At 59.1% G+C, this 19,278-nt stretch carries 13 protein-coding genes and 1 pseudogene; 6 read left to right on the forward strand and 8 right to left on the reverse strand.

All coding sequences use genetic code 11. The annotated features are described in order from the left end of the window. The first annotated feature begins 350 nt into the window (after positions 1–350). On the forward strand, positions 351–1,718 hold the full coding sequence (radA, locus tag ACX3YD_RS03160; protein WP_007937264.1) for a DNA repair protein RadA: 1,368 nt from the start codon (positions 351–353) through the stop codon (positions 1,716–1,718). A 43-nt stretch (positions 1,719–1,761) separates the two neighbouring features. Here the strand turns inward: radA and ACX3YD_RS03165 are convergent, their stop codons facing one another. Beyond that, positions 1,762–2,130 (reverse strand): PilZ domain-containing protein, encoded by a 369-nt coding sequence (locus ACX3YD_RS03165; protein ID WP_103403491.1) that lies wholly within the window; start codon positions 2,128–2,130, stop codon positions 1,762–1,764. A gap of 156 nt (positions 2,131–2,286) precedes the next feature. Here ACX3YD_RS03165 and ACX3YD_RS03170 point away from each other — a divergent pair, with 156 nt between their 5' ends. From ACX3YD_RS03170 to yjiA, 3 genes are all read left to right on the forward strand, one after another. Beyond that, a complete protein-coding gene (locus ACX3YD_RS03170) occupies positions 2,287–4,353 on the forward strand; it encodes a carbon starvation CstA family protein (protein WP_047533519.1) in 2,067 nt (688 codons plus the stop codon). A gap of 14 nt (positions 4,354–4,367) precedes the next feature. Beyond that, complete coding sequence (locus ACX3YD_RS03175) at positions 4,368–4,565, forward strand: YbdD/YjiX family protein (RefSeq protein ID WP_007937254.1); 198 nt, start codon at positions 4,368–4,370, stop codon at positions 4,563–4,565. 162 nt (positions 4,566–4,727) lie between these two features. Continuing rightward, on the forward strand, positions 4,728–5,699 hold the full coding sequence (gene yjiA, locus ACX3YD_RS03180; RefSeq protein ID WP_458959251.1) for a GTPase: 972 nt from the start codon (positions 4,728–4,730) through the stop codon (positions 5,697–5,699). Between the two features lie 91 nt (positions 5,700–5,790). Here yjiA and ACX3YD_RS03185 read toward each other — a convergent pair whose 3' ends face one another. The 6 genes and pseudogenes from ACX3YD_RS03185 to ACX3YD_RS03210 all read right to left on the reverse strand — a co-directional run bounded on the left by ACX3YD_RS03185 (position 5,791) and on the right by ACX3YD_RS03210 (position 15,024). Beyond that, entirely contained in the window at positions 5,791–6,498 is a 708-nt protein-coding gene (locus tag ACX3YD_RS03185) for a GntR family transcriptional regulator (RefSeq protein WP_458959252.1), read from the reverse strand. A 25-nt stretch (positions 6,499–6,523) separates the two neighbouring features. Beyond that, a complete protein-coding gene (locus ACX3YD_RS03190) occupies positions 6,524–7,228 on the reverse strand; it encodes a FadR/GntR family transcriptional regulator (RefSeq protein WP_047533511.1) in 705 nt (234 codons plus the stop codon). Then, a pseudogene (locus ACX3YD_RS03195) lies at positions 7,225–8,608 on the reverse strand (C4-dicarboxylate transporter DctA). The gene ACX3YD_RS03190 and the pseudogene ACX3YD_RS03195 overlap by 4 nt, the downstream one beginning before the upstream one ends. A gap of 336 nt (positions 8,609–8,944) precedes the next feature. Then, complete coding sequence (locus ACX3YD_RS03200) at positions 8,945–9,496, reverse strand: hypothetical protein (RefSeq protein ID WP_458959253.1); 552 nt, start codon at positions 9,494–9,496, stop codon at positions 8,945–8,947. A 234-nt stretch (positions 9,497–9,730) separates the two neighbouring features. Further along, complete coding sequence (gene glyA / locus ACX3YD_RS03205) at positions 9,731–10,984, reverse strand: serine hydroxymethyltransferase (RefSeq protein ID WP_047533504.1); 1,254 nt, start codon at positions 10,982–10,984, stop codon at positions 9,731–9,733. A 191-nt stretch (positions 10,985–11,175) separates the two neighbouring features. Beyond that, positions 11,176–15,024: a sensor domain-containing protein gene (locus ACX3YD_RS03210; protein WP_458959254.1), complete on the reverse strand. Its 3,849-nt coding sequence runs from the start codon at positions 15,022–15,024 to the stop codon at positions 11,176–11,178. A gap of 281 nt (positions 15,025–15,305) precedes the next feature. Here ACX3YD_RS03210 and ettA point away from each other — a divergent pair, with 281 nt between their 5' ends. Together ettA and gdhA are read left to right on the forward strand one after the other, a co-directional pair. Further along, a complete protein-coding gene (gene ettA, locus ACX3YD_RS03215; RefSeq protein ID WP_047533499.1) occupies positions 15,306–16,970 on the forward strand; it encodes an energy-dependent translational throttle protein EttA in 1,665 nt (554 codons plus the stop codon). Positions 16,971–17,343: 373 nt separating this feature from the next. Further along, positions 17,344–18,681, forward strand: a complete 1,338-nt coding sequence (gene gdhA / locus ACX3YD_RS03220) for an NADP-specific glutamate dehydrogenase (RefSeq protein WP_047533496.1) — start codon at positions 17,344–17,346, stop codon at positions 18,679–18,681. Here the strand turns inward: gdhA and ACX3YD_RS03225 are convergent. Then, positions 18,678–19,172, reverse strand: coding sequence for a GreA/GreB family elongation factor (locus tag ACX3YD_RS03225; RefSeq protein ID WP_103403497.1), 495 nt, complete (start codon positions 19,170–19,172; stop codon positions 18,678–18,680). The two genes, gdhA and ACX3YD_RS03225, sit on opposite strands and share 4 nt — an antisense overlap. Positions 19,173–19,278: the final 106 nt, after the last annotated feature.

Genomic DNA, 19,278 nt, shown 5'->3' on the forward strand with positions numbered 1-19,278 from the left:
TAGTGGCAACATAAATAAAGTTTCACTTTGGGTTGTTTGGATTTTGAGAATTCAGCGGGGAGGTGAGAGCGAGGACAAGAGTTAAGGGCGGGCTTGGTCAGTTTTGCTATTTATATTGATGGCGGATTTTGCGCTTACTGTACGTTGATACGGTAGTTGTAGTGGATGTGTACAGGTTATATGTGGGGTGTTTGGTGTTAGTTGTAAAAAATTGTAAATGTTTTTAATTAACCATATCGTCACATGTGCCAATCGATCATGACAAGTTGTCGGCAGTCACTCGGCGGACACCCGCGTCGCACTGATTCGCTCCACCTGGGGTATCATCGCGATTTTTGCCGGGAGTTCCGATGGCCAAGGCCAAGCGCATGTATGGCTGCACCGAGTGCGGCTCGACTTTTCCGAAGTGGGCTGGCCAGTGCGGCGAGTGCGGCGCCTGGAACACGCTGACTGAAACCATGGTGGAAAGCGGCGGGGCGGCAGCGCCCAGCGGTCGCACCGGCTGGACCGGCCAACAGGCGCAGATCAAGACCCTGGCCGAAGTCAGTGTCGAGGAGATTCCGCGTTTTTCCACGGCGTCCAGCGAACTGGACCGGGTGCTGGGCGGTGGTCTGGTGGACGGTTCGGTGGTGCTGATCGGTGGTGATCCCGGCATCGGCAAGTCGACCATTCTGTTGCAAACCTTGTGCAACCTTGCCAAGAGCATGCCGGCGCTGTACGTCACCGGCGAAGAGTCCCAACAGCAAGTGGCCATGCGTGCCCGACGCCTCGGGTTGCCTCAGGATCAGTTGCGGGTCATGACCGAGACCTGTATCGAAACCATCATCGCCACGGCGCGGCAGGAAAAGCCCAAGGTGATGGTGATCGACTCGATCCAGACGATTTTCACCGAGCAACTGCAGTCGGCACCGGGCGGCGTGTCTCAGGTCCGCGAAAGCGCGGCATTGCTGGTGCGTTATGCCAAGCAGAGCGGCACGGCGATTTTCCTGGTCGGCCATGTCACCAAGGAGGGGGCGCTGGCTGGTCCCCGTGTGTTGGAGCACATGGTCGACACGGTCCTGTATTTCGAAGGCGAATCCGATGGTCGTCTGCGCCTGCTGCGGGCAGTGAAAAACCGTTTCGGTGCGGTTAACGAACTGGGCGTGTTCGGCATGACCGACAAGGGCCTGAAAGAAGTCTCCAATCCATCGGCGATTTTTCTGACCCGGGCTCAGGAAGAAGTCCCGGGCAGTGTGGTCATGGCGACGTGGGAGGGTACCCGACCGATGCTGGTGGAAGTCCAGGCGTTGGTGGACGACAGCCATCTGGCCAATCCACGCCGGGTAACCCTGGGTCTGGATCAGAATCGCCTGGCGATGTTACTGGCGGTGTTGCATCGTCATGGCGGTATTCCGACCCACGATCAGGACGTATTCCTCAACGTCGTCGGTGGCGTGAAAGTGTTGGAAACGGCTTCCGATCTGGCATTGATGGCGGCGGTCATGTCCAGCTTGCGCAACCGGCCGTTGCCTCATGATCTGCTGGTGTTTGGTGAGGTGGGGCTGTCCGGTGAAGTGCGTCCGGTACCGAGCGGTCAGGAGCGTTTGAAAGAAGCCGCCAAACACGGTTTCAAGCGCGCCATCGTGCCCAAGGGCAATGCACCGAAAGAGGCCCCGCCGGGTTTGCAGATCATTGCCGTCACCCGTCTGGAGCAGGCGCTGGACGCCTTGTTCGAATAAGTTTCCGGGCCGGACTTGATCCCACTGGGATGGTGTCGGGCCGTCAGATTTCGATCAGGGCACCCAGCTCTCGTTCAAGTTCAGCGGCGTCACCCAGGTTGAGCTCGATCAACCGCCGCAGGCTCGCAATCGATTCCAGGCTGAGATGCCGGCAGACAAAGCCGAGCTGGCCTTTGTCCTCGTGGGTCAGTTCGACATCCATGGCAATGTCGGTGTCATCGGACAGGTGAATGCCGACGGAAAAGTTCTGCTGCGGATTACCCAGCCACGGGGCAGGGCGTTCAATCAGCAAGCCCTTGAGTGACAGGTCGATCAGCTTTACCGGCCAGGTGTGTTCACCCTGACGGAGCTCGGTTCGGGCATCGAACGCAATACGTTTGAAACGGCGGCGGTCGGCAGGGTGGTCGCTCATGGCGCAATCCTCGATAGGTTCGCTGACTATAGACCCGCCTTTCGCAAGACTGCCAGCAAGAGAGGCGCCAGACCAATATCGGGTATGCCCTTTGTCGTCAGGGGCGCTAAACTCGAGGTGGCTTTCTTTCTTGTCCACTCTGGCTGGAATAATAAAATGAAAAATAATAATAGCCCGCTACGCCATCTACCCTGGCTGGTGCTGGCAATCATAGGTGCGTGCGCCCTGGGTGTCGTGGCATTGCGTCGAGGCGAGGCGATCAACGCCTTGTGGATTGTGGTCGCAGCCGTGGCCATTTATCTGGTCGCGTATCGCTACTACAGTCTGTTCATCGCTAACAATGTGATGCAACTAGATGCGCGACGGGCCACTCCCGCCGTGCTCAATAACGACGGTCTTGATTACGTCCCCACCAATAAACATATCCTCTTCGGTCACCATTTCGCGGCCATTGCCGGCGCGGGTCCGCTGGTCGGGCCGGTGCTGGCGGCGCAAATGGGCTACCTGCCCGGCACGCTATGGCTGATCGCCGGTGTGGTGCTGGCCGGTGCGGTGCAGGACTTCATGGTCCTGTTCATGTCCACCCGCCGCAACGGCCGCTCCCTGGGCGACATGGTCCGTGAAGAAATGGGCCGCATTCCCGGCACCATCGCGCTGTTCGGCTGCTTCCTGATCATGATCATTATCCTCGCGGTGCTGGCGCTGATCGTGGTCAAGGCCCTGGCCGAAAGTCCGTGGGGCATTTTCACGGTGATGGCGACCATCCCGATCGCGATGTTCATGGGCATCTACATGCGCTACATCCGCCCGGGCCGCATCGGTGAAATTTCGGTGATCGGCGTGGTATTGCTCCTGGGGTCGATCTGGCTGGGCGGGCAGATTGCCGCCGATCCAGTATGGGCCAAGGCCTTTTCCTTCACCGGTATCCAGATCACCTGGATGTTGATCGGCTATGGTTTCGTGGCGGCAGTTTTGCCGGTGTGGCTGATCCTGGCGCCGCGCGATTACCTGTCGACCTTCCTGAAAATCGGCACCATCGTCGCCCTGGCCATCGGCATCCTGATCACCATGCCCGAGCTGAAAATGCCGGCAGTGACCCAGTTCATCGACGGCACCGGGCCGGTGTGGAAGGGCGGGCTGTTCCCGTTCCTGTTCATCACCATCGCCTGTGGCGCGGTGTCCGGTTTCCACGCGCTGATCTCCTCCGGCACCACGCCGAAGTTGCTGGATAACGAAACCAACGCCCGCTATATCGGTTACGGCGGCATGCTGATGGAGTCTTTCGTGGCCATCATGGCCATGGTCGCGGCCTCGGTGATCGAGCCAGGCGTGTATTTCGCCATGAACAGCCCGGCCGCCGTGGTCGGTGGTGATGTCGTAGCCGTTGCACAAGCCGTCAGCAGCTGGGGCTTTGCCATTACTCCGGACGCCCTGCAAGCAGTGGCCAAGGACATCGGTGAAACCACCATCCTGGCCCGTGCCGGCGGTGCGCCGACCCTGGCGGTCGGTATCGCGCAGATCCTGCACAGCGTGCTGCCGGGTGAAAACACCATGGCATTCTGGTACCACTTCGCGATCCTGTTCGAAGCCCTGTTCATCCTGACGGCGGTCGACGCCGGCACCCGTGCCGGTCGCTTCATGCTGCAGGATCTGCTGGGCTCCTTCGTGCCGGCGCTGCGCCGCACCGAATCCTGGACCGCCAACCTGATCGCGACCGCCGGTTGCGTGGCAATGTGGGGCTGGCTGTTGTACCAGGGCGTGATCGATCCATTGGGTGGCATCAACACCTTGTGGCCGCTGTTCGGCATCTCCAACCAGATGCTGGCCGGTATCGCGCTGATGCTCGGCACCGTCGTGCTGATCAAGATGAAACGCCAGCGCTACATTTGGGTGACCTTGTTGCCTGCGGCCTGGCTGCTGGTCTGCACCACCACCGCTGGCTTCATCAAGCTGTTCGACGCCAACCCGGCGATCGGCTTCCTGTCCCTGGCTAAAAAATACAGCGATGCGCTGGCCAATGGTCAGATCCTCGCTCCGGCCAAGGACATCACGCAGATGCAGCACGTGATCTTCAACGCCTACACCAACGCAACGCTGACCGCGCTGTTCCTGTTCGTGGTGTTCAGTATCCTGTTCTATGCGCTCAAGGTCGGCATTGCCGCCTGGGGTAAAAAAGAACGTACGGATAAAGAATCGCCATTCCAGGCGCTGCCGGATGCTTGATCGAGGATTGCAGCATGTTCAATGACCTGAGTCGCCTCGGTAAATACCTCGGTCAGGCCGCGCGCCTGATGGTCGGCATGCCCGACTACGACAACTACGTCGAGCACATGCAAACCAAACACCCGGACAAACCGGTGATGAGCTACGAGGCGTTCTTCCGCGAACGCCAGGAAGCCCGTTACGGTGGCAAGGGTGGGCCGAAGTGCTGTTGATCCGGATGGCGGGTTAACGGCAAAACCTGTGGGAGCGAGCTTGCTCGCGATGGCGGACTGTCAATCAACAGTGATGTTGAATGTCAAGCCGCTATCGCGAGCAAGCTCGCTCTCACTTTTGTTTTGTGTTGTTTATCAGTTTTGTGAAACAGGAGATCAATTTTGTCCTCTCCCATCCCCGTCACGATCCTCAGCGGCTTCCTCGGCGCCGGCAAGACCACGCTGTTGCGCCACCTGCTCAAAGCCGAGCACGGTCTGAAAATCGCGGTGATCGAAAACGAATTCAGCGATGCGGGCATCGATACCCAGCTGTTGGGCGACGAGCCGGTACAAGTGATGACGCTGTCCAACGGCTGCGTCTGCTGCACGATTCACACTGACCTGACCAAAGCGTTGTATCTGCTGCTCGAACGCCTGGACAGCGGCGATATCACCTTCGACCGTCTGGTGATCGAATGCACGGGGCTGGCGGATCCGGCCCCGGTGGCGCAAACCTTCTTCATCGACGAAGAGCTGCGCGAGCGCTACATCCTTGATGGCATCATCACCCTGGTCGACGCGGCGCATGCCGAGCTGCACCTGACCCAGACCATTGCCCAGGCACAGATCGGTTTCGCCGACCGTTTGCTGGTGAGCAAGCGTGACCTGGTGGACGAGCCGACCTTCACCGCGTTGAGTGAGCGCCTGACCCGGATCAATCGTCGCGCGCCGATTCGTGTGGTTGATCACGGCAGGATCGACCTGGCCGAGCTGCTCGACGTGCGCGGTTTCAATCTCAATGCCGACCTCGGGGGAGGCGTGAGTTTGCGGCCCGTGACCCAGGCGCCGTCCATCGACCGCATTTCCAGCCTGGTGCTGCGTACCGACAAACCGCTGGATATCGACAAGCTCAGCGAGTTCATGAATGAACTGCTGGAAGACCATGGCAAGCAATTGCTGCGCTACAAAGGCGTGTTGAACATCCTTGGCGAACCGCGACGCATGGTGTTTCAGGGCGTGCTGAAGCTTTACGGCTTCGACTGGGACACCGAATGGGCCGAGGGCGAATCGCGCGAGAGCGTGATCGTGTTTATTGCCGATGATTTGCCGGAAGAGAAAATCCGTGAGGGGTTTGCGAAGGTGGCGGCGCAGTAAGGGGTGCCATGTTCCGTGAGGCGGATGTCGCTATCGCGAGCAGGCGCGCTCCCACGGGAGATTTGGGAGCGTGCTTGCTCGCGAACGTGGTCTAACCGGCAACACGATTCTGGCGGGAGATCGGTTGCGGGTTCAGCAATGCCGCCTCCAAATGATCCAGATACTGGCTCAGCAAAAACTCGGCTTCCCGGGAGTCCTCGCGCTCAACGGCGTCCAGGAGGTGTTCATGCACCTGCCACCCGCAATAACCTTCCAACTGCGTATCAAATTGCGCAATCGCCAGTGAGGTGAGCGGTACCAGGCTACCGAGAAAATGCGCCAGTGGCGCATTGCCCGCCATTTCAGCCAACTGCAAATGAAACGTCCCGGACAAGCGAATCGTCGGGCCGCGCGCGGTGCAGTGGCGCTCGCTATCGACCAGCGCGTGCAGGCGTTTCAGCTGTTCTGGCAGAGGTCGCTGACAGGCCAGTCTGACCAGCGTCATCTCGGTCAGGCGCCGTGCGTGCAGCGTTTGCCGGGTCTGTTCGACATCGGGTGCGGCGACACGAGGGCGATGGTTGGCTCGCAGGATAATGACCTGCTGGTGGGACAATCGCGTCAGCACGCGGCGAACTTCACTGCGTCGAGCGCCGAACATCTGGCCCAGGCTGTCCTCGGTAAAGCGGCTGCCGGGCAGGAGGCGCTGTTCGAGAATGGCGTCGAAGATCCGGGAGTAAAGATCCTCCACCGACGGCTGCCCGAGATTTTTTCCAGGGAAGGGCAGGGCAACGAGTGTTTGCGGTGAAGCGAAGCTGTTCATGGCCTGTCTCCAGTTCGAAGCGGTTTCAGCTACCGAAGTTGTCTTCCGGGATGTTCAATTCGATGCCCATCCGTTGGCCCTCACGAAGAATGTGCCGACGCATCTCGGCGCTGGCCTGGGCGCTGTTCTTGCTGCGAATCGCGCGCACCACGGCTTCGTTTTCTTCGAGGCGTTCTGCCAGATGTTCCGGGGAGTTGCGCAGCACTTCGGCGCTTTGCTTGAGCGCATTGCTGGTCTGTTGCACCACGCTCTGAAAGATCGGGTTGGACGTCAGCGTGAAGAGTTCTTCGTGGAACGCGATGTAGGCGTTGACCCCGGCCTCGCTGTCGTTGGCTTCCAGGGCTTCGCGCATGTCCATCAGCGTCAGGCGCAATTGCCCGACTTCCTTGCTGCTGATCGATTGCGCCACGAGGCCTACGATGAACGGTTCAAGGGTGTAGCGCAGTTGCAGCACGTCTTCCAGGCTTGCCGCCGACACCGCGTTGTCATAACTCTGGCTGTCGCCGGGATTGGCCTCCAGCACCACCACGCCTTTGCCTGGCATGGAACGCACCAGGCCGAGGGTTTCCAGGACGATGACTGCCTCACGCAGGCTCGGACGACTGATACCCAGTTGTTCGGCCAGTTCACGTTGCCCCGGCAGCATTTCGCCGGAGCGCCATTGACCCCGGGCCAGCGCGGCCCGAAGTTTTTCCACAACTGAATTTACAACGGTCGACGAGGTAATCACTGTTCGCTCCCTGAGCATCGAAAGTAGTAGGGGCGTGCCGGCCAGCTGGATCGGCACGCCGTTGATTCAGAATTCCTGCTGATGCGCCGAAGCGGCCGGTTTTCGCGGCTGGAAGGTATAACCCACCTGACCGGAAAGTACCTTGTTCGCCCGTTGCACATCGATGTCTTTTTCCCAGCGGGCAATGGCCACGGTCGCCACGCAGTTGCCAATCAGGTTGGTCAGCGCCCGGCCGATGCCCATGAACCAGTCCACCGCCAGCACCAGGACCAGGCCCACCACCGGTATGGCCGGAATAGCCGTCAGGGTGGCCGCCAGAATGACCAGTGCCGAACCTGGGATGCCGTGCGCACCCTTGGACGTGATCAACGACACCAGCAGAATGGTCAGCAGGTCGGTCATGGCCAGCGGTGTGCCGGTGGCGTTGGCGATGAACACGATGGCCAGGGTCAGGTAGATCGAGAAACCGTCGAGATTGAATGAATAACCGGTAGGAATCACCAGCCCGACGGTCGAACTGCCAATGCCCAGGTGCTCAAGCTTGCGCATGATTTGCGGGAGTACGGCGTCTGACGAAGCGGTGCCCATGACGATCAGCAGTTCCTCGCGCAGGTATTTGAGCAGCGGCCACATTCTCAGGCCGGACAAGCGCATCACCAGGCCAAGAATCAACGCCACGAAAGCGGTGCAGGTCAGGTAAAACAAACCGACCAGGCTGCCCAGGTGTTGCAGCGAATCGAGGCCATATTTGCTGGTGGTGAAGGCAATGGCGCCGAACACGCCAATCGGCGCCAGGCGCACGATCATGCCCATGATGCGAAAGATCACGTGGCTGAGTTCATTGATCAGCCGCGAAATGCCCGATGCCGCTTCGCCCACCAGATTCAATGCACTGCCGAACAGCACCGAAAACAGCAGGACTTGCAGAATGTTGTTGTCTGCAAAGGCACCGATCACCGAGGTTGGAATCAGGTCCATCAAAAACTGCGTGGTGGTGTGCATATGTTGGCCGCGCTGGGCGATGTCACCCATGTCGGCAGCGGAAAGCTGATCCAGATGAATATTCGCACCGCTGCCGATCCCGGTGCTGAAGGCGAACACCAGGCCGATCACCAGGGCGATGGTGGTCAGCACTTCAAAGTAGATCACTGATTTGAGGCCGATGCGTCCGACCTTCTTCAGGTCGCCGGCACCGCTGATGCCGCTGACCACCACGCAAAACACGATCAGGCCAATGAGCATTTTGATCAGCTTGATAAACCCGTCACCGAGGGGCTTGAGCTGAGCTGAGTATTCAGGAAGGGCCAGCCCGCAGACGATGCCGAGCACCAGTCCGAGAACCACTTGGAGGAAGATTGAACGCGAGCACCATCTGAGCATGGGAGGAATCCTGGTCGGTGTCCTGGCCGTCGCCCGCATAAGCCGATCGACGTCAGTACTTAATTATTGTGGTCTTACCGGTATGTCCAGTGCGGGGCCAGTCTAGGCACTGAATGCAGGTGATCGCAAGTGAAAATTGAGCGATTGGCTTTACCGGTCTTACCAGTTGCGCGCGATGCCCTGGTTTTGAGCGGTTGGCAGAAAAAATCGGCAATGGATGCCGATTTTTTCAGGGTGCGGCCGAGGTGACATCGTGTATCAGTGTCCAGACGCCTTCAGGGATGTCGCTTCAGAGGGTGTTTCTTCTGATTATTGAAGGGCATTTCAGGACAGGGTCTAAGGTACTTTTCTTTGAAGAATACTCAGAATGAAAGTTATCTTTGAGCGCTCTTCGGTTTTGCCAAGATAAACATAGGGCGAGCCATTTAGTTTGAGTCCGCCCAAATAGTGTTTGTCTTTGATCTTGAGTGAAACTGCAGAGTGAGTGTTGCGTAGATTATCCAGTGTGACAGGTTGGCCTTGTTGGTTGACAAGGGTAAAGGCTGTCGGGTCTTCAGCGTCCGAGTCAATGGCGGCAAAAGTATCCAGCGCTTTTTCACTGATGATCTGATTGTAATATTCACCGGTGTTTTTTATCGAGAGTATGTAGCCATCGGCCGTATGCCGGAAGTGCAGTGTGAGTGGCGCTACCTCACCGATCTGCTCGTTTGGTCGGATGCCAAGTCGCTGGGAGTGGTCGTGGGTCTGCGGCTTTCCGGTGAAGAAACCACCGCTGAAGTGTCTGATGGTGGCCAGCGCGGGTTTGCCATGGAGCTCTTCAAGTAGGTTTACTTTATGGTCAAACATTCTCAACGTTGCGATGAAAGATTTTTCTATATTGCTATTCATGATGTAACCCGTTTATTAAGTTTGTTGGGTAGAACGGGTTTTAGAGTAGGTAGTTTTTATTGGTTTTTGGGATTGCGTATGTTGCAAGGATTTAAATCGGGGGCGGTATTGGAGTGGGTGGCCGGAGTGACTTGTGGGTTGCTTTATTAAATGTGTGCGTTGCTCGTCTTTATTCTGGCAATAAAAAACCGGCCATCTCTGGCCGGTTCTTTTACTGCGGTCTAGCGGGGCTTATCAAGCACCGTATACCGGCAGCTTCTTGCAGATGGCTTTGACTTTCTCACGAACGGCGTCGATCACCGCTTCGTTGTTCAGGTCAGCCAGGATGTCGCAGATCCAGCCGGCCAGTTCCTTGCACTCTGCTTCCTTGAAGCCGCGAGTGGTCACGGCCGGAGTGCCGAAGCGCAGGCCGGAGGTGACGAACGGGGAGCGCGGATCGTTTGGCACTGAGTTCTTGTTCACGGTGATGAACGCCTTGCCCAGCGCGGCATCAGCGTCTTTACCGGAGATTTCCTGCTTGATCAGCGACAACAGGAACAGGTGGTTTTCGGTACCGCCCGATACAACGTCGAAACCACGCTCGATGAACACACCGGCCATGGCCTTGGCGTTTTTCACCACTTGTTGCTGGTAAGCCTTGAACTCAGGCTGCAGCGCTTCCTTGAAGCAGATCGCCTTGGCTGCGATCACGTGCTCCAGTGGGCCACCCTGGGCGCCAGGGAACACGGCGGAGTTCAGCTTTTTCTCGATGTCGGCGTTGGCGCGAGCCAGGATCAGGCCGCCACGTGGACCGCGCAGGGTCTTGTGGGTGGTGGTGGTCACGACGTCAGCGAAAGGAACCGGGTTCGGGTAGACACCAGCGGCGACCAGACCGGCCACGTGGGCCATGTCGACGAACAGGTAGGCGCCCACCTTGTCGGCGATTGCGCGGAAACGCGGGAAGTCCAGGATCTGCGAGTAGGCAGAGAAACCGGCCACGATCATTTTCGGCTTGTGCTCAACCGCCAGGCGCTCGACTTCGTCGTAGTCGATCAGGCCGTTGGCATCGATGCCGTACTGGATGGCGTTGTACAGCTTGCCGGAGGACGAAACGCTGGCACCGTGGGTCAGGTGACCGCCGTGGGCCAGGCTCATGCCCAGGATGGTGTCGCCAGCCGACAGCAGGGCCAGGTAAACGGCGCTGTTGGCCTGGGAGCCAGCGTGTGGCTGGACGTTGGCGTAATCGGCGCCGAACAGCTCTTTTGCACGGTCGATGGCCAGTTGCTCGACCACGTCGACGTACTCGCAGCCACCGTAGTAGCGCTTGCCCGGGTAGCCTTCGGCGTACTTGTTGGTCAGTACCGAGCCTTGAGCTTCCATCACCGCAGGGCTGGTGTAGTTTTCCGAAGCGATCAGCTCAATGTGCTCTTCCTGGCGCTGAGCTTCTTGCTCCATGGCGGCAAAGAGATCGGCGTCGTACTTGGCAATAGTCAAATCACGGCTGAACATGGCGGTCCTCAAGGATCGGGGGCGGAAAAGGGGGGCATTCTAACCCAACCGCTTTTAGAAGGGATATGAAACACAGTCAGGTTGTGGATAAGCGGGCTTCAAGCTGCAAGGAAAAGCCGATTCGCCCTTGCTTGCAGCTTGCAGCTCGCAACCGGTCTTCATGTTTGATTGATTGGAGCTTTGGGCTCCAATCAATCAAACATGAAGAGGGCATCATTGCTGAACTGCGCTGCAAACTTGTTGGCCGGCATCGGGCGGCCGAACAGGTAGCCTTGAACCTCATCGCAACCGTGTTCGCGCAGGAAGTCCAGTTGTTCCTGGGTTTCCACGCCCTCGGCGATCACTGCCAGGTTGAGACTGTGGGCCATGGCGATGATCGCGCGGGCAATCTGTGCATCCTGTTCACCCGAGGGCAGGCCGTCGACGAAGGTTCGGTCGATTTTCAGTACGTCGATCGGGAACTGCTTGAGGTAGTTGAGCGATGAATACCCGGTGCCGAAGTCGTCGACCGCAATGCTCAGGCCGAGGTTCTTCAGGCCGTCGAGGATCTGCATCGCCTCGCAGACTTCGCGCATCAGGATACTCTCGGTCAACTCCAGTTCCAGGCAGGCCGGCGGCAGGCCGGTTTCCTTGAGAATGGTGGCGATCCGCGTACCGAGCTGACCATCCGAGAACTGCCGGGCGGAAATGTTCACCGAGACCTTCGGCACGCGCACCTTGGTCTGGTGCCAGTTTTTCAGCTGGCGACAAGCCTCGCTGATCACCCAGTCGCCGACATCCACCACCAGGCCGAGTTCTTCGAGCACCGGAATGAAGTCCCCCGGCGGCACCAGGCCACGTCGTGGATGGCGCCAGCGCAGCAGGGCTTCGGTGCCGGTCAAGCGTTTGCCGTCGCCACTGAATTGCGGTTGGTAATACAGCACGAATTCATTTTGCTCCAGGGCGTGGCGCAAGTCGCTTTCCAGCTCCAGGCGCTCCAGGGCAGTGGCGTTCATGTCCGCCTGGTAGAACTGGAAGTTGTTCTTGCCTCGTTCCTTGGCGTGGTACATCGCGGTGTCGGCGTTCTTCATCAACTGGCTGAGTTCGTTACCGTCCTGCGGGCTGAGGGCGATGCCGATACTGGCGGTCACGAAGAATTCGCGGCCTTCGAGCACAAAGGGTTTCACCAGGCTGGCGAGTATCTGCTCTGCCACATGAATCGCCCGGTTCAAGGCGATTTGGCGGTTGGCTCGCGGTTGCAGGAGCAAGGTGAACTCGTCGCCACCCATGCGCGCCACGGTGTCGTCATCGTCGACGCAGCCGAGCAGGCGCGTGGCCATGTCCTTGAGCATGCGATCGCCTGCGGCATGCCCCAGGGAGTCGTTGATCGGCTTGAAGCGGTCCAGGTCGAGGAACATCAGCACCACCCAGGACTTTTGCCGTTCCGCCGCTTGCAATGCGGTGTGCAGACGGTCCTGGAACAATGTGCGGTTGGGCAGGTGCGTCAGGGCGTCGTAATAGGCGAGGCGGTGAATCCGCTGTTCGCTGGCCTTGCGCTCGCTGATGTCGGTGAAGAAGCACACGTAACTGGCCAGATCGCCCTCATCATCCAGAACGGCGGTGATGCCGACCCAGGCCGGATAGTGCTCACCATTGCGGCGCTTGAGCCAGACTTCGCCTTCCCAGGTGCTGTGTTGGCTCAGTTGCTTGAGTACATAACGCAGATGGGCTTCCTGCTGCTCGTCGACGGTCAGCATGTTCGGCAACTGGTCGAGGACTTGCTCCACCGCATAACCACTGACGCGGCTGAACGCCTCGTTGGCCTGGACGATATAGCCGGCCGGGTCGGTGATCAGGATCGCCGAGGTCGAGTGTTCAAAAACCGTCGCCGCCATGCGCAGGTCTTTCTCGGCGCGGCGTTGCTGGCTGATATCGCGACCGACCCCCAACACGCCTTCAAACGCACCGTGTTCATCCCAGACCAGCACCAGCCGCAACTCGATGGGAATCTTGCGCCCATCGGCCCGCAGGCAGTCGAACAGGAACAATTGGGTCTGCACCTGGCTGCGCAACAATGCCAGTTGATCGGGTTTATCCAGCGCTTTGCTGACCCGGTCCATGAGGTGGAATATGCCGGTCAACTGCTGCGGGTTGGCAATGGTCGATTGCCAGCCATTGTTGAAAATCCACTCGACTTCGTAGCCCAGCACCGATAGCACCGACGGGCTGACGTAGTTGAGTGCCAATCGGCTATCGGTGGAGAAAATCACGTCGCTGATGCTTTCAGCGAGCATCCGGTAACGCTGTTCGCTGTCGCGCAGGGATTCACTGGCTTCGATCTGGTCGGTGATGTCCTTGGCCACGCCGATAATCCGCGTGACCTGGTCGTGCTTGTCCCTTGCCAGAGCCTGCTCGCGAATCTCGAAGCGCCGCCATCCGCCGTTGTGGTGACGAAAGCGCAACTGACACTGCATCAATTGCCGATAACCGGCTTGCCTCTGGGCCTGGCGCGAACGGTGATAGAAGTCGGCGTCTTCGGGGTGCAGCAGGATTTCCCAGAAATACTCGCCCATCTGTTGCAGTTCGGTGCGGTTGTATCCCAGCGTCTGGCCCAGATGGTGGTTGCTGAAGATCATTCGTTGGCTGATCACGTCCTGCACGTACAAGTGATCGGGCACGGTTCGCACCACGTCGGACCAGAATCCTTCGCGCTCCAGCAGAGACAGCTCGATGAGTTTACGGCTGGTGATGTCGGTGATGCTCAGGATCACCGCTTTATAGTCCTCGGGATCTTCCGGCAGGCGCAGCACCAGCCACAGATGCTGGTCCCGACCACTGGCGTTCTCCAGTTTGATTTCCAGTTCAAGCTGCTTCTGCTGGTTGAGGACCGCTTCGAGCACCTGATTGCCGATGGCACTGTCCCCAAGCGGGTTGCCGTCGATCAGCAACTTCCAGGCTTGAGCGGGGGTCGTGACGTTGAGCAGTTGCAGTGCAACCTGATTGACTTCGGTTATGCGCAATTCCTGCAACAATTGCCGGCGACTCTGCGGGACCGCCAGCCACGCTTGCAGTTGTTCGGTGTTCTGCAATTGAGCCTTGTCGAATGCGTTTTTAAGGCCGGATATGTTGAGCACGCACAGTGCGACGCCAGTGCCTTCGAAGATCTCCTGATAACGTCGACGCCCTTCGTGCAACTGGCGTTGGCGGCGGCGCATGTTCAGCAGGACGATAAACGGCAGCATGGAAAAGGCCAGGCCCAGCAGGCACTTGCCAATGAAGGCCGGCAGCAGTTCTTCAAGTACACGCTGCCGATCGAACAATCCACGTAGTTGCCAGTCGCTGCTGCTCAAGGGCACGGTCAGCACGCTGTTGGCCACATCGTCCTGGGTCAGCGTGCCCGGGTTGACCAGGGGAAGGGCTTCATCGCGACTGATGATCTGGTGGTTGAAGCGGTTTTCCACCAGCCACTGCGGTCGGCCGGTCACTTCAGTCAGATTGGTCAGTGACGAAAGAAACGTCGGCTTCAGGCGCAAGGCCCAGTAGCCGCGGGTACTGCCGCTGGCCTGATGCAACAGCAGATGCACCGCCGAGCCGTCGATGGCATTGCTGAAGTAGTGACGCTGGGCACCGCTGCGACGGACCAGTTCGCTCAGGAAATCGGCGTCTTCGCTATTGTCGGCGCTGTCATTGAGGATGACTCCGGACGGGCTGAGCAATGCCAGGCTGACCAGGTCGGGCAAGGACTTTTGCAGTTTGCGCAGAAGCTCCTGCTGTTCGTCGGGACTTTGCGGTTGTTCGACGATCGGTAGCAGGTTAAGGGCGATCTGCGCGTTGAGCGCCATGTTCAGGCTGACTTGTGCGGCCAGATCAGCGGTGTAGTCGATGGTGTACTGACGCTGATTTTTCTGTGTTTCGCGCAACTGATCCAGCAGCTGCCAGAACAGCAACGCAAGCAGCAAGAGTACAAGCGTCGCCAACGCGCCTATGAGCGTTCCGCGCAGGGGAGAGCCGGGCGCCGTTATCGGTGCGCTGGTGGTCAGGGGCGAAGGGACGTTGGACAAACTTTGATCCTGCGGTTTGGCTTGACTGGCGCGACGTGCACTATAAGCCGGACGCCCGAAGGGCGGCTAGCATGCCTTGAGTTGTGGCAAAGTGCCAGTCCCGCTCGGCTGGACGGCCATCTGTCATTCAGGTAGCTTTGCCGGTTACGCGGGAGCGTTCCAGCTCCCAGGGCTTTTTCAGCGCGCACCACCTTGAACGCTTTCAATCGGGCGACGCGCACGGCCTGGCCAGGCATCGCCTGAGCCCTGATCATTCATCTGTCACTGACCCTAGGTTCTCCATGGCTCAATACGTATTCACCATGCATCGGCTGGGCAAAGTTGTGCCGCCGAAGCGGGAAATCCTGAAAAACATCTCATTGTCCTTCTTCCCAGGCGCCAAGATCGGCGTGCTCGGCCTCAACGGTTCGGGTAAATCCACGCTGCTGAAAATCATGGCGGGCGTCGACACCGAGTTCGACGGCGAAGCCCGTCCGATGCCGGACCTCAACATCGGCTACCTGCCGCAAGAGCCGCAACTGGATCCGACCAAGACCGTGCGCGAAGTGGTCGAGGAAGCCGTCAGCGTGATCAAGGACGCGCAAGCGCGCCTGGACGAGGTCTACGCCGCCTATGCCGATCCGGATGCCGACTTCGACAAACTGGCTGCCGAACAGGCCAAGCTCGAAGCGATCCTGCAGGCCAGCGACGGTCACAACCTGGAACGCCAACTGGAAGTCGCCGCCGATGCACTGCGTCTGCCGGCCTGGGACGCCAAAGTCGAACACCTGTCCGGTGGTGAAAAGCGTCGTGTGGCCCTGTGCCGCCTGCTGCTGTCCGCCCCCGACATGCTGTTGCTCGACGAACCGACCAACCACCTGGACGCCGATTCCGTTGCCTGGCTGGAGCACTTCCTGCACGACTTCCCGGGCACTGTGGTAGCGATCACGCACGACCGTTACTTCCTGGACAACGTGGCTGGCTGGATCCTCGAGCTCGACCGTGGCGCGGGCATTCCTTACGAGGGCAACTATTCGGGCTGGCTGGAAGCCAAGTCCGATCGTCTGGCCCAGGAATCCAAGCAGCAGTCGGCCCATGAAAAGGCCATGAAGGAAGAACTGGAGTGGGTGCGCAAAGGCGCCAAGGCCCGCCAGTCCAAATCCAAGGCTCGTCTGCAACGCTTCGAGGAAATGCAATCGCAGGAATTCCAGAAGCGCAGCGAAACCAACGAGATCTACATCCCGGCCGGTCCGCGCCTGGGCGACAAGGTCATCGAGTTCAAGAACGTCACCAAGGGCTACGGCGATCGCGTGCTGATCGACAACCTGTCGTTCTCCATGCCTAAAGGCGCCATCGTCGGTGTGATCGGCGGTAACGGTGCCGGTAAATCGACCCTGTTCCGCATGCTGATGGGCAAGGAAACGCCGGACTCGGGCACCATCGAAGTCGGTGAAACCGTGCAACTGGCGTGCGTCGATCAGAGCCGCGAAGACCTGGACGGCAGCAAGACCGTGTTCCAGCAGATTTCCGATGGCTCCGACCAGATCCGCATCGGCAACTACGAGATCCCGTCGCGTACCTACGTCGGTCGCTTCAACTTCAAGGGCGGCGATCAGCAGAAGTTCGTCAAGGACCTGTCCGGTGGTGAGCGCGGTCGCTTGCACCTGGCCCTGACCCTGAAAGAGGGCGGCAACGTCCTGCTGCTCGACGAACCGTCCAACGACCTCGACGTTGAAACCCTGCGTTCCCTGGAAGAAGCCCTGCTGGACTTCCCGGGCGCTGCAATTGTGATCTCTCACGATCGGTGGTTCCTTGACCGTGTCGCCACTCACATCCTGGCGTACGAAGACGACTCGCAAGCGGTGTTCTTCGAAGGCAACTACACCGAGTACGAAGCCGATCGCAAAAAACGCCTCGGCGAAGCCGCTGCCCAGCCGCATCGGGTACGGCACAAGAAGCTGGCCTGATTCGGGTTGGTGGCATGAAAAAGCGGAGCCTTCGGGCTCCGTTTTTTTTTGCCCGGTTTTTTTCAGCGGGACCGAGTTGGATTCATCGCTGGCAAGCCAGCTCCCACAGGGTTTGTGTTGTGCCCGGAATGTGTGACCGCCGCTGAAACCGTGGGAGCTGGCTTGCCAGCGATGGCGGTATAACTGTTGGTGCAAAACTTTGATTTGATCTCACCATTCAGGTGCAAAAAAGGCCGGAAATCTCACCTTATTTATATTCTGTGCACCATTTAATTTCACAAATGCGACATTTTGCGCTGTTCCTGTGCACGAGTCGTTTGTTAAAGTCCGGCCCAAACGCTTCCTACGACAAAAAATTTGCCGAGACTTTTCCATGATCGAATCCGTCGAATCCTTCCTTGCCCGCCTGAAAAAACGCGACCCGGATCAGCCTGAATTCCACCAGGCCGTCGAAGAAGTCCTGCGCAGTTTGTGGCCCTTTCTCGAAGCCAATCCGCACTATCTGACTTCCGGCATCCTGGAGCGCATGTGCGAGCCGGAGCGCGCGATCGTCTTTCGGGTTTCCTGGGTCGATGATCAGGGCAAGGTCCAGGTCAATCGCGGTTTCCGTATCCAGATGAACAGCGCCATCGGCCCGTACAAGGGCGGCTTGCGTTTCCACCCTTCGGTGAATCTCGGGGTGTTGAAGTTCCTGGCGTTCGAGCAGACCTTCAAGAACTCGTTGACGTCGTTGCCCATGGGCGGTGGCAAGGGGGGCTCGGACTTCGACCCTAAAGGCAAGAGCGACGCGGAGGTCATGCGCTTCTGCCAGGCCTTCATGAGCGAGCTGTACCGCCACATTGGTGCCGACGTTGATGTGCCGGCCGGTGATATCGGCGTCGGTGCCCGCGAGATCGGTTTCCTGTTCGGCCAGTACAAACGCCTGAGCAACCAGTTCACCAGCGTGTTGACCGGCAAGGGGCCGAGCTACGGCGGCAGCCTGATTCGCCCCGAGGCCACCGGTTTCGGTTGCGTGTACTTCGCCGAAGAAATGCTCAAGCGTCGCGGTCAAACCGTTGAAGGCAAACGCGTGGCGATTTCGGGGTCGGGCAACGTCGCGCAGTACGCTGCGCGCAAGGTCATGGATCTGGGCGGCAAGGTGATTTCGCTGTCCGATTCCGAAGGCACGCTGTATTGCGAAAGCGGTTTGACCGAAGCGCAATGGCAAGCGGTGCTTGAACTGAAAAACGTCCAGCGTGGACGCATCAGCGAATTGGCCGGCCGTTTTGGCCTGGAGTTCCTCGCCGGCCAGCACCCTTGGGGGCTGAGCTGCGACATCGCGCTGCCATGCGCCACGCAAAATGAACTGGATGCCGAGGCGGCCCGTGCGCTGCTGCGCAATGGCTGCACCTGTGTGGCGGAAGGGGCGAACATGCCAACCACCCTGGAGGCTGTGGACCTGTTTATCGAAGCGGGCATCTTGTTTGCGCCGGGCAAGGCGTCGAACGCCGGTGGCGTCGCGGTGAGCGGGCTGGAGATGTCACAGAACGCCATGCGTCTGCTGTGGACCGGCGGTGAAGTGGACAGCAAGCTTCACGCGATCATGCAGTCGATTCACCATGCGTGCGTGCATTACGGGGAAGAGAACGGCCAGGTCAACTACGTCAAAGGCGCGAACATCGCCGGCTTCGTCAAAGTCGCCGACGCCATGCTCGCCCAAGGTGTGGTTTAAGCCGGTTGAATGCGGATGATCTCGATCAGTTGATCGCCGGCCGGGCGTTGCCACAGCACCTCATCGCCCAGTTGTGCCCCGAGCAATGCCCGGCCCAGGGGTGAACTCCAGTTGATAAGGCCGGCTGCCGCGTCGGCCTGGTCCTCACCGACCAATTGCACGGTTTGTTCGTGGCTGTGCTCGTCTGCGAACGTCACGCGGCTGCCGATCTGCACCTTCGTCGTCGAACTGGCGGGGGTGACGACTTGAGCGCTTTGCAGGCGCTGGTTGAAATACCTCAAGTCGCGCTGAAGATCAGCTTCGCGCTGCTTGTCGGCCAGCTCACCCAGGGCGTTCAGTTCTCCCAGCAGGGTTTGCAGCTCCGCAACCTTCGCCTGCAACTGGGTCAGGCCTGAGGGTGTGACGTAATTGGGTTGCACGCTGACCTGCCGTTCGACCGGCTGATCGGCTTGCGCGGCGGCATTATCTTCATTGACGAAGGCACGACTCATGGTTTTCTCCCGATATAGGGTTTGGGCCATGGTTGCAGGCTTTTAGTTTCGAGGAATGTCTGTGAGCGACCTGTGGCGACTGACCGGCCCGGGCCGCACGCTCGTC

The sequence above is a fragment of the Pseudomonas fluorescens group sp. PF-1 genome (assembly GCF_054481335.1).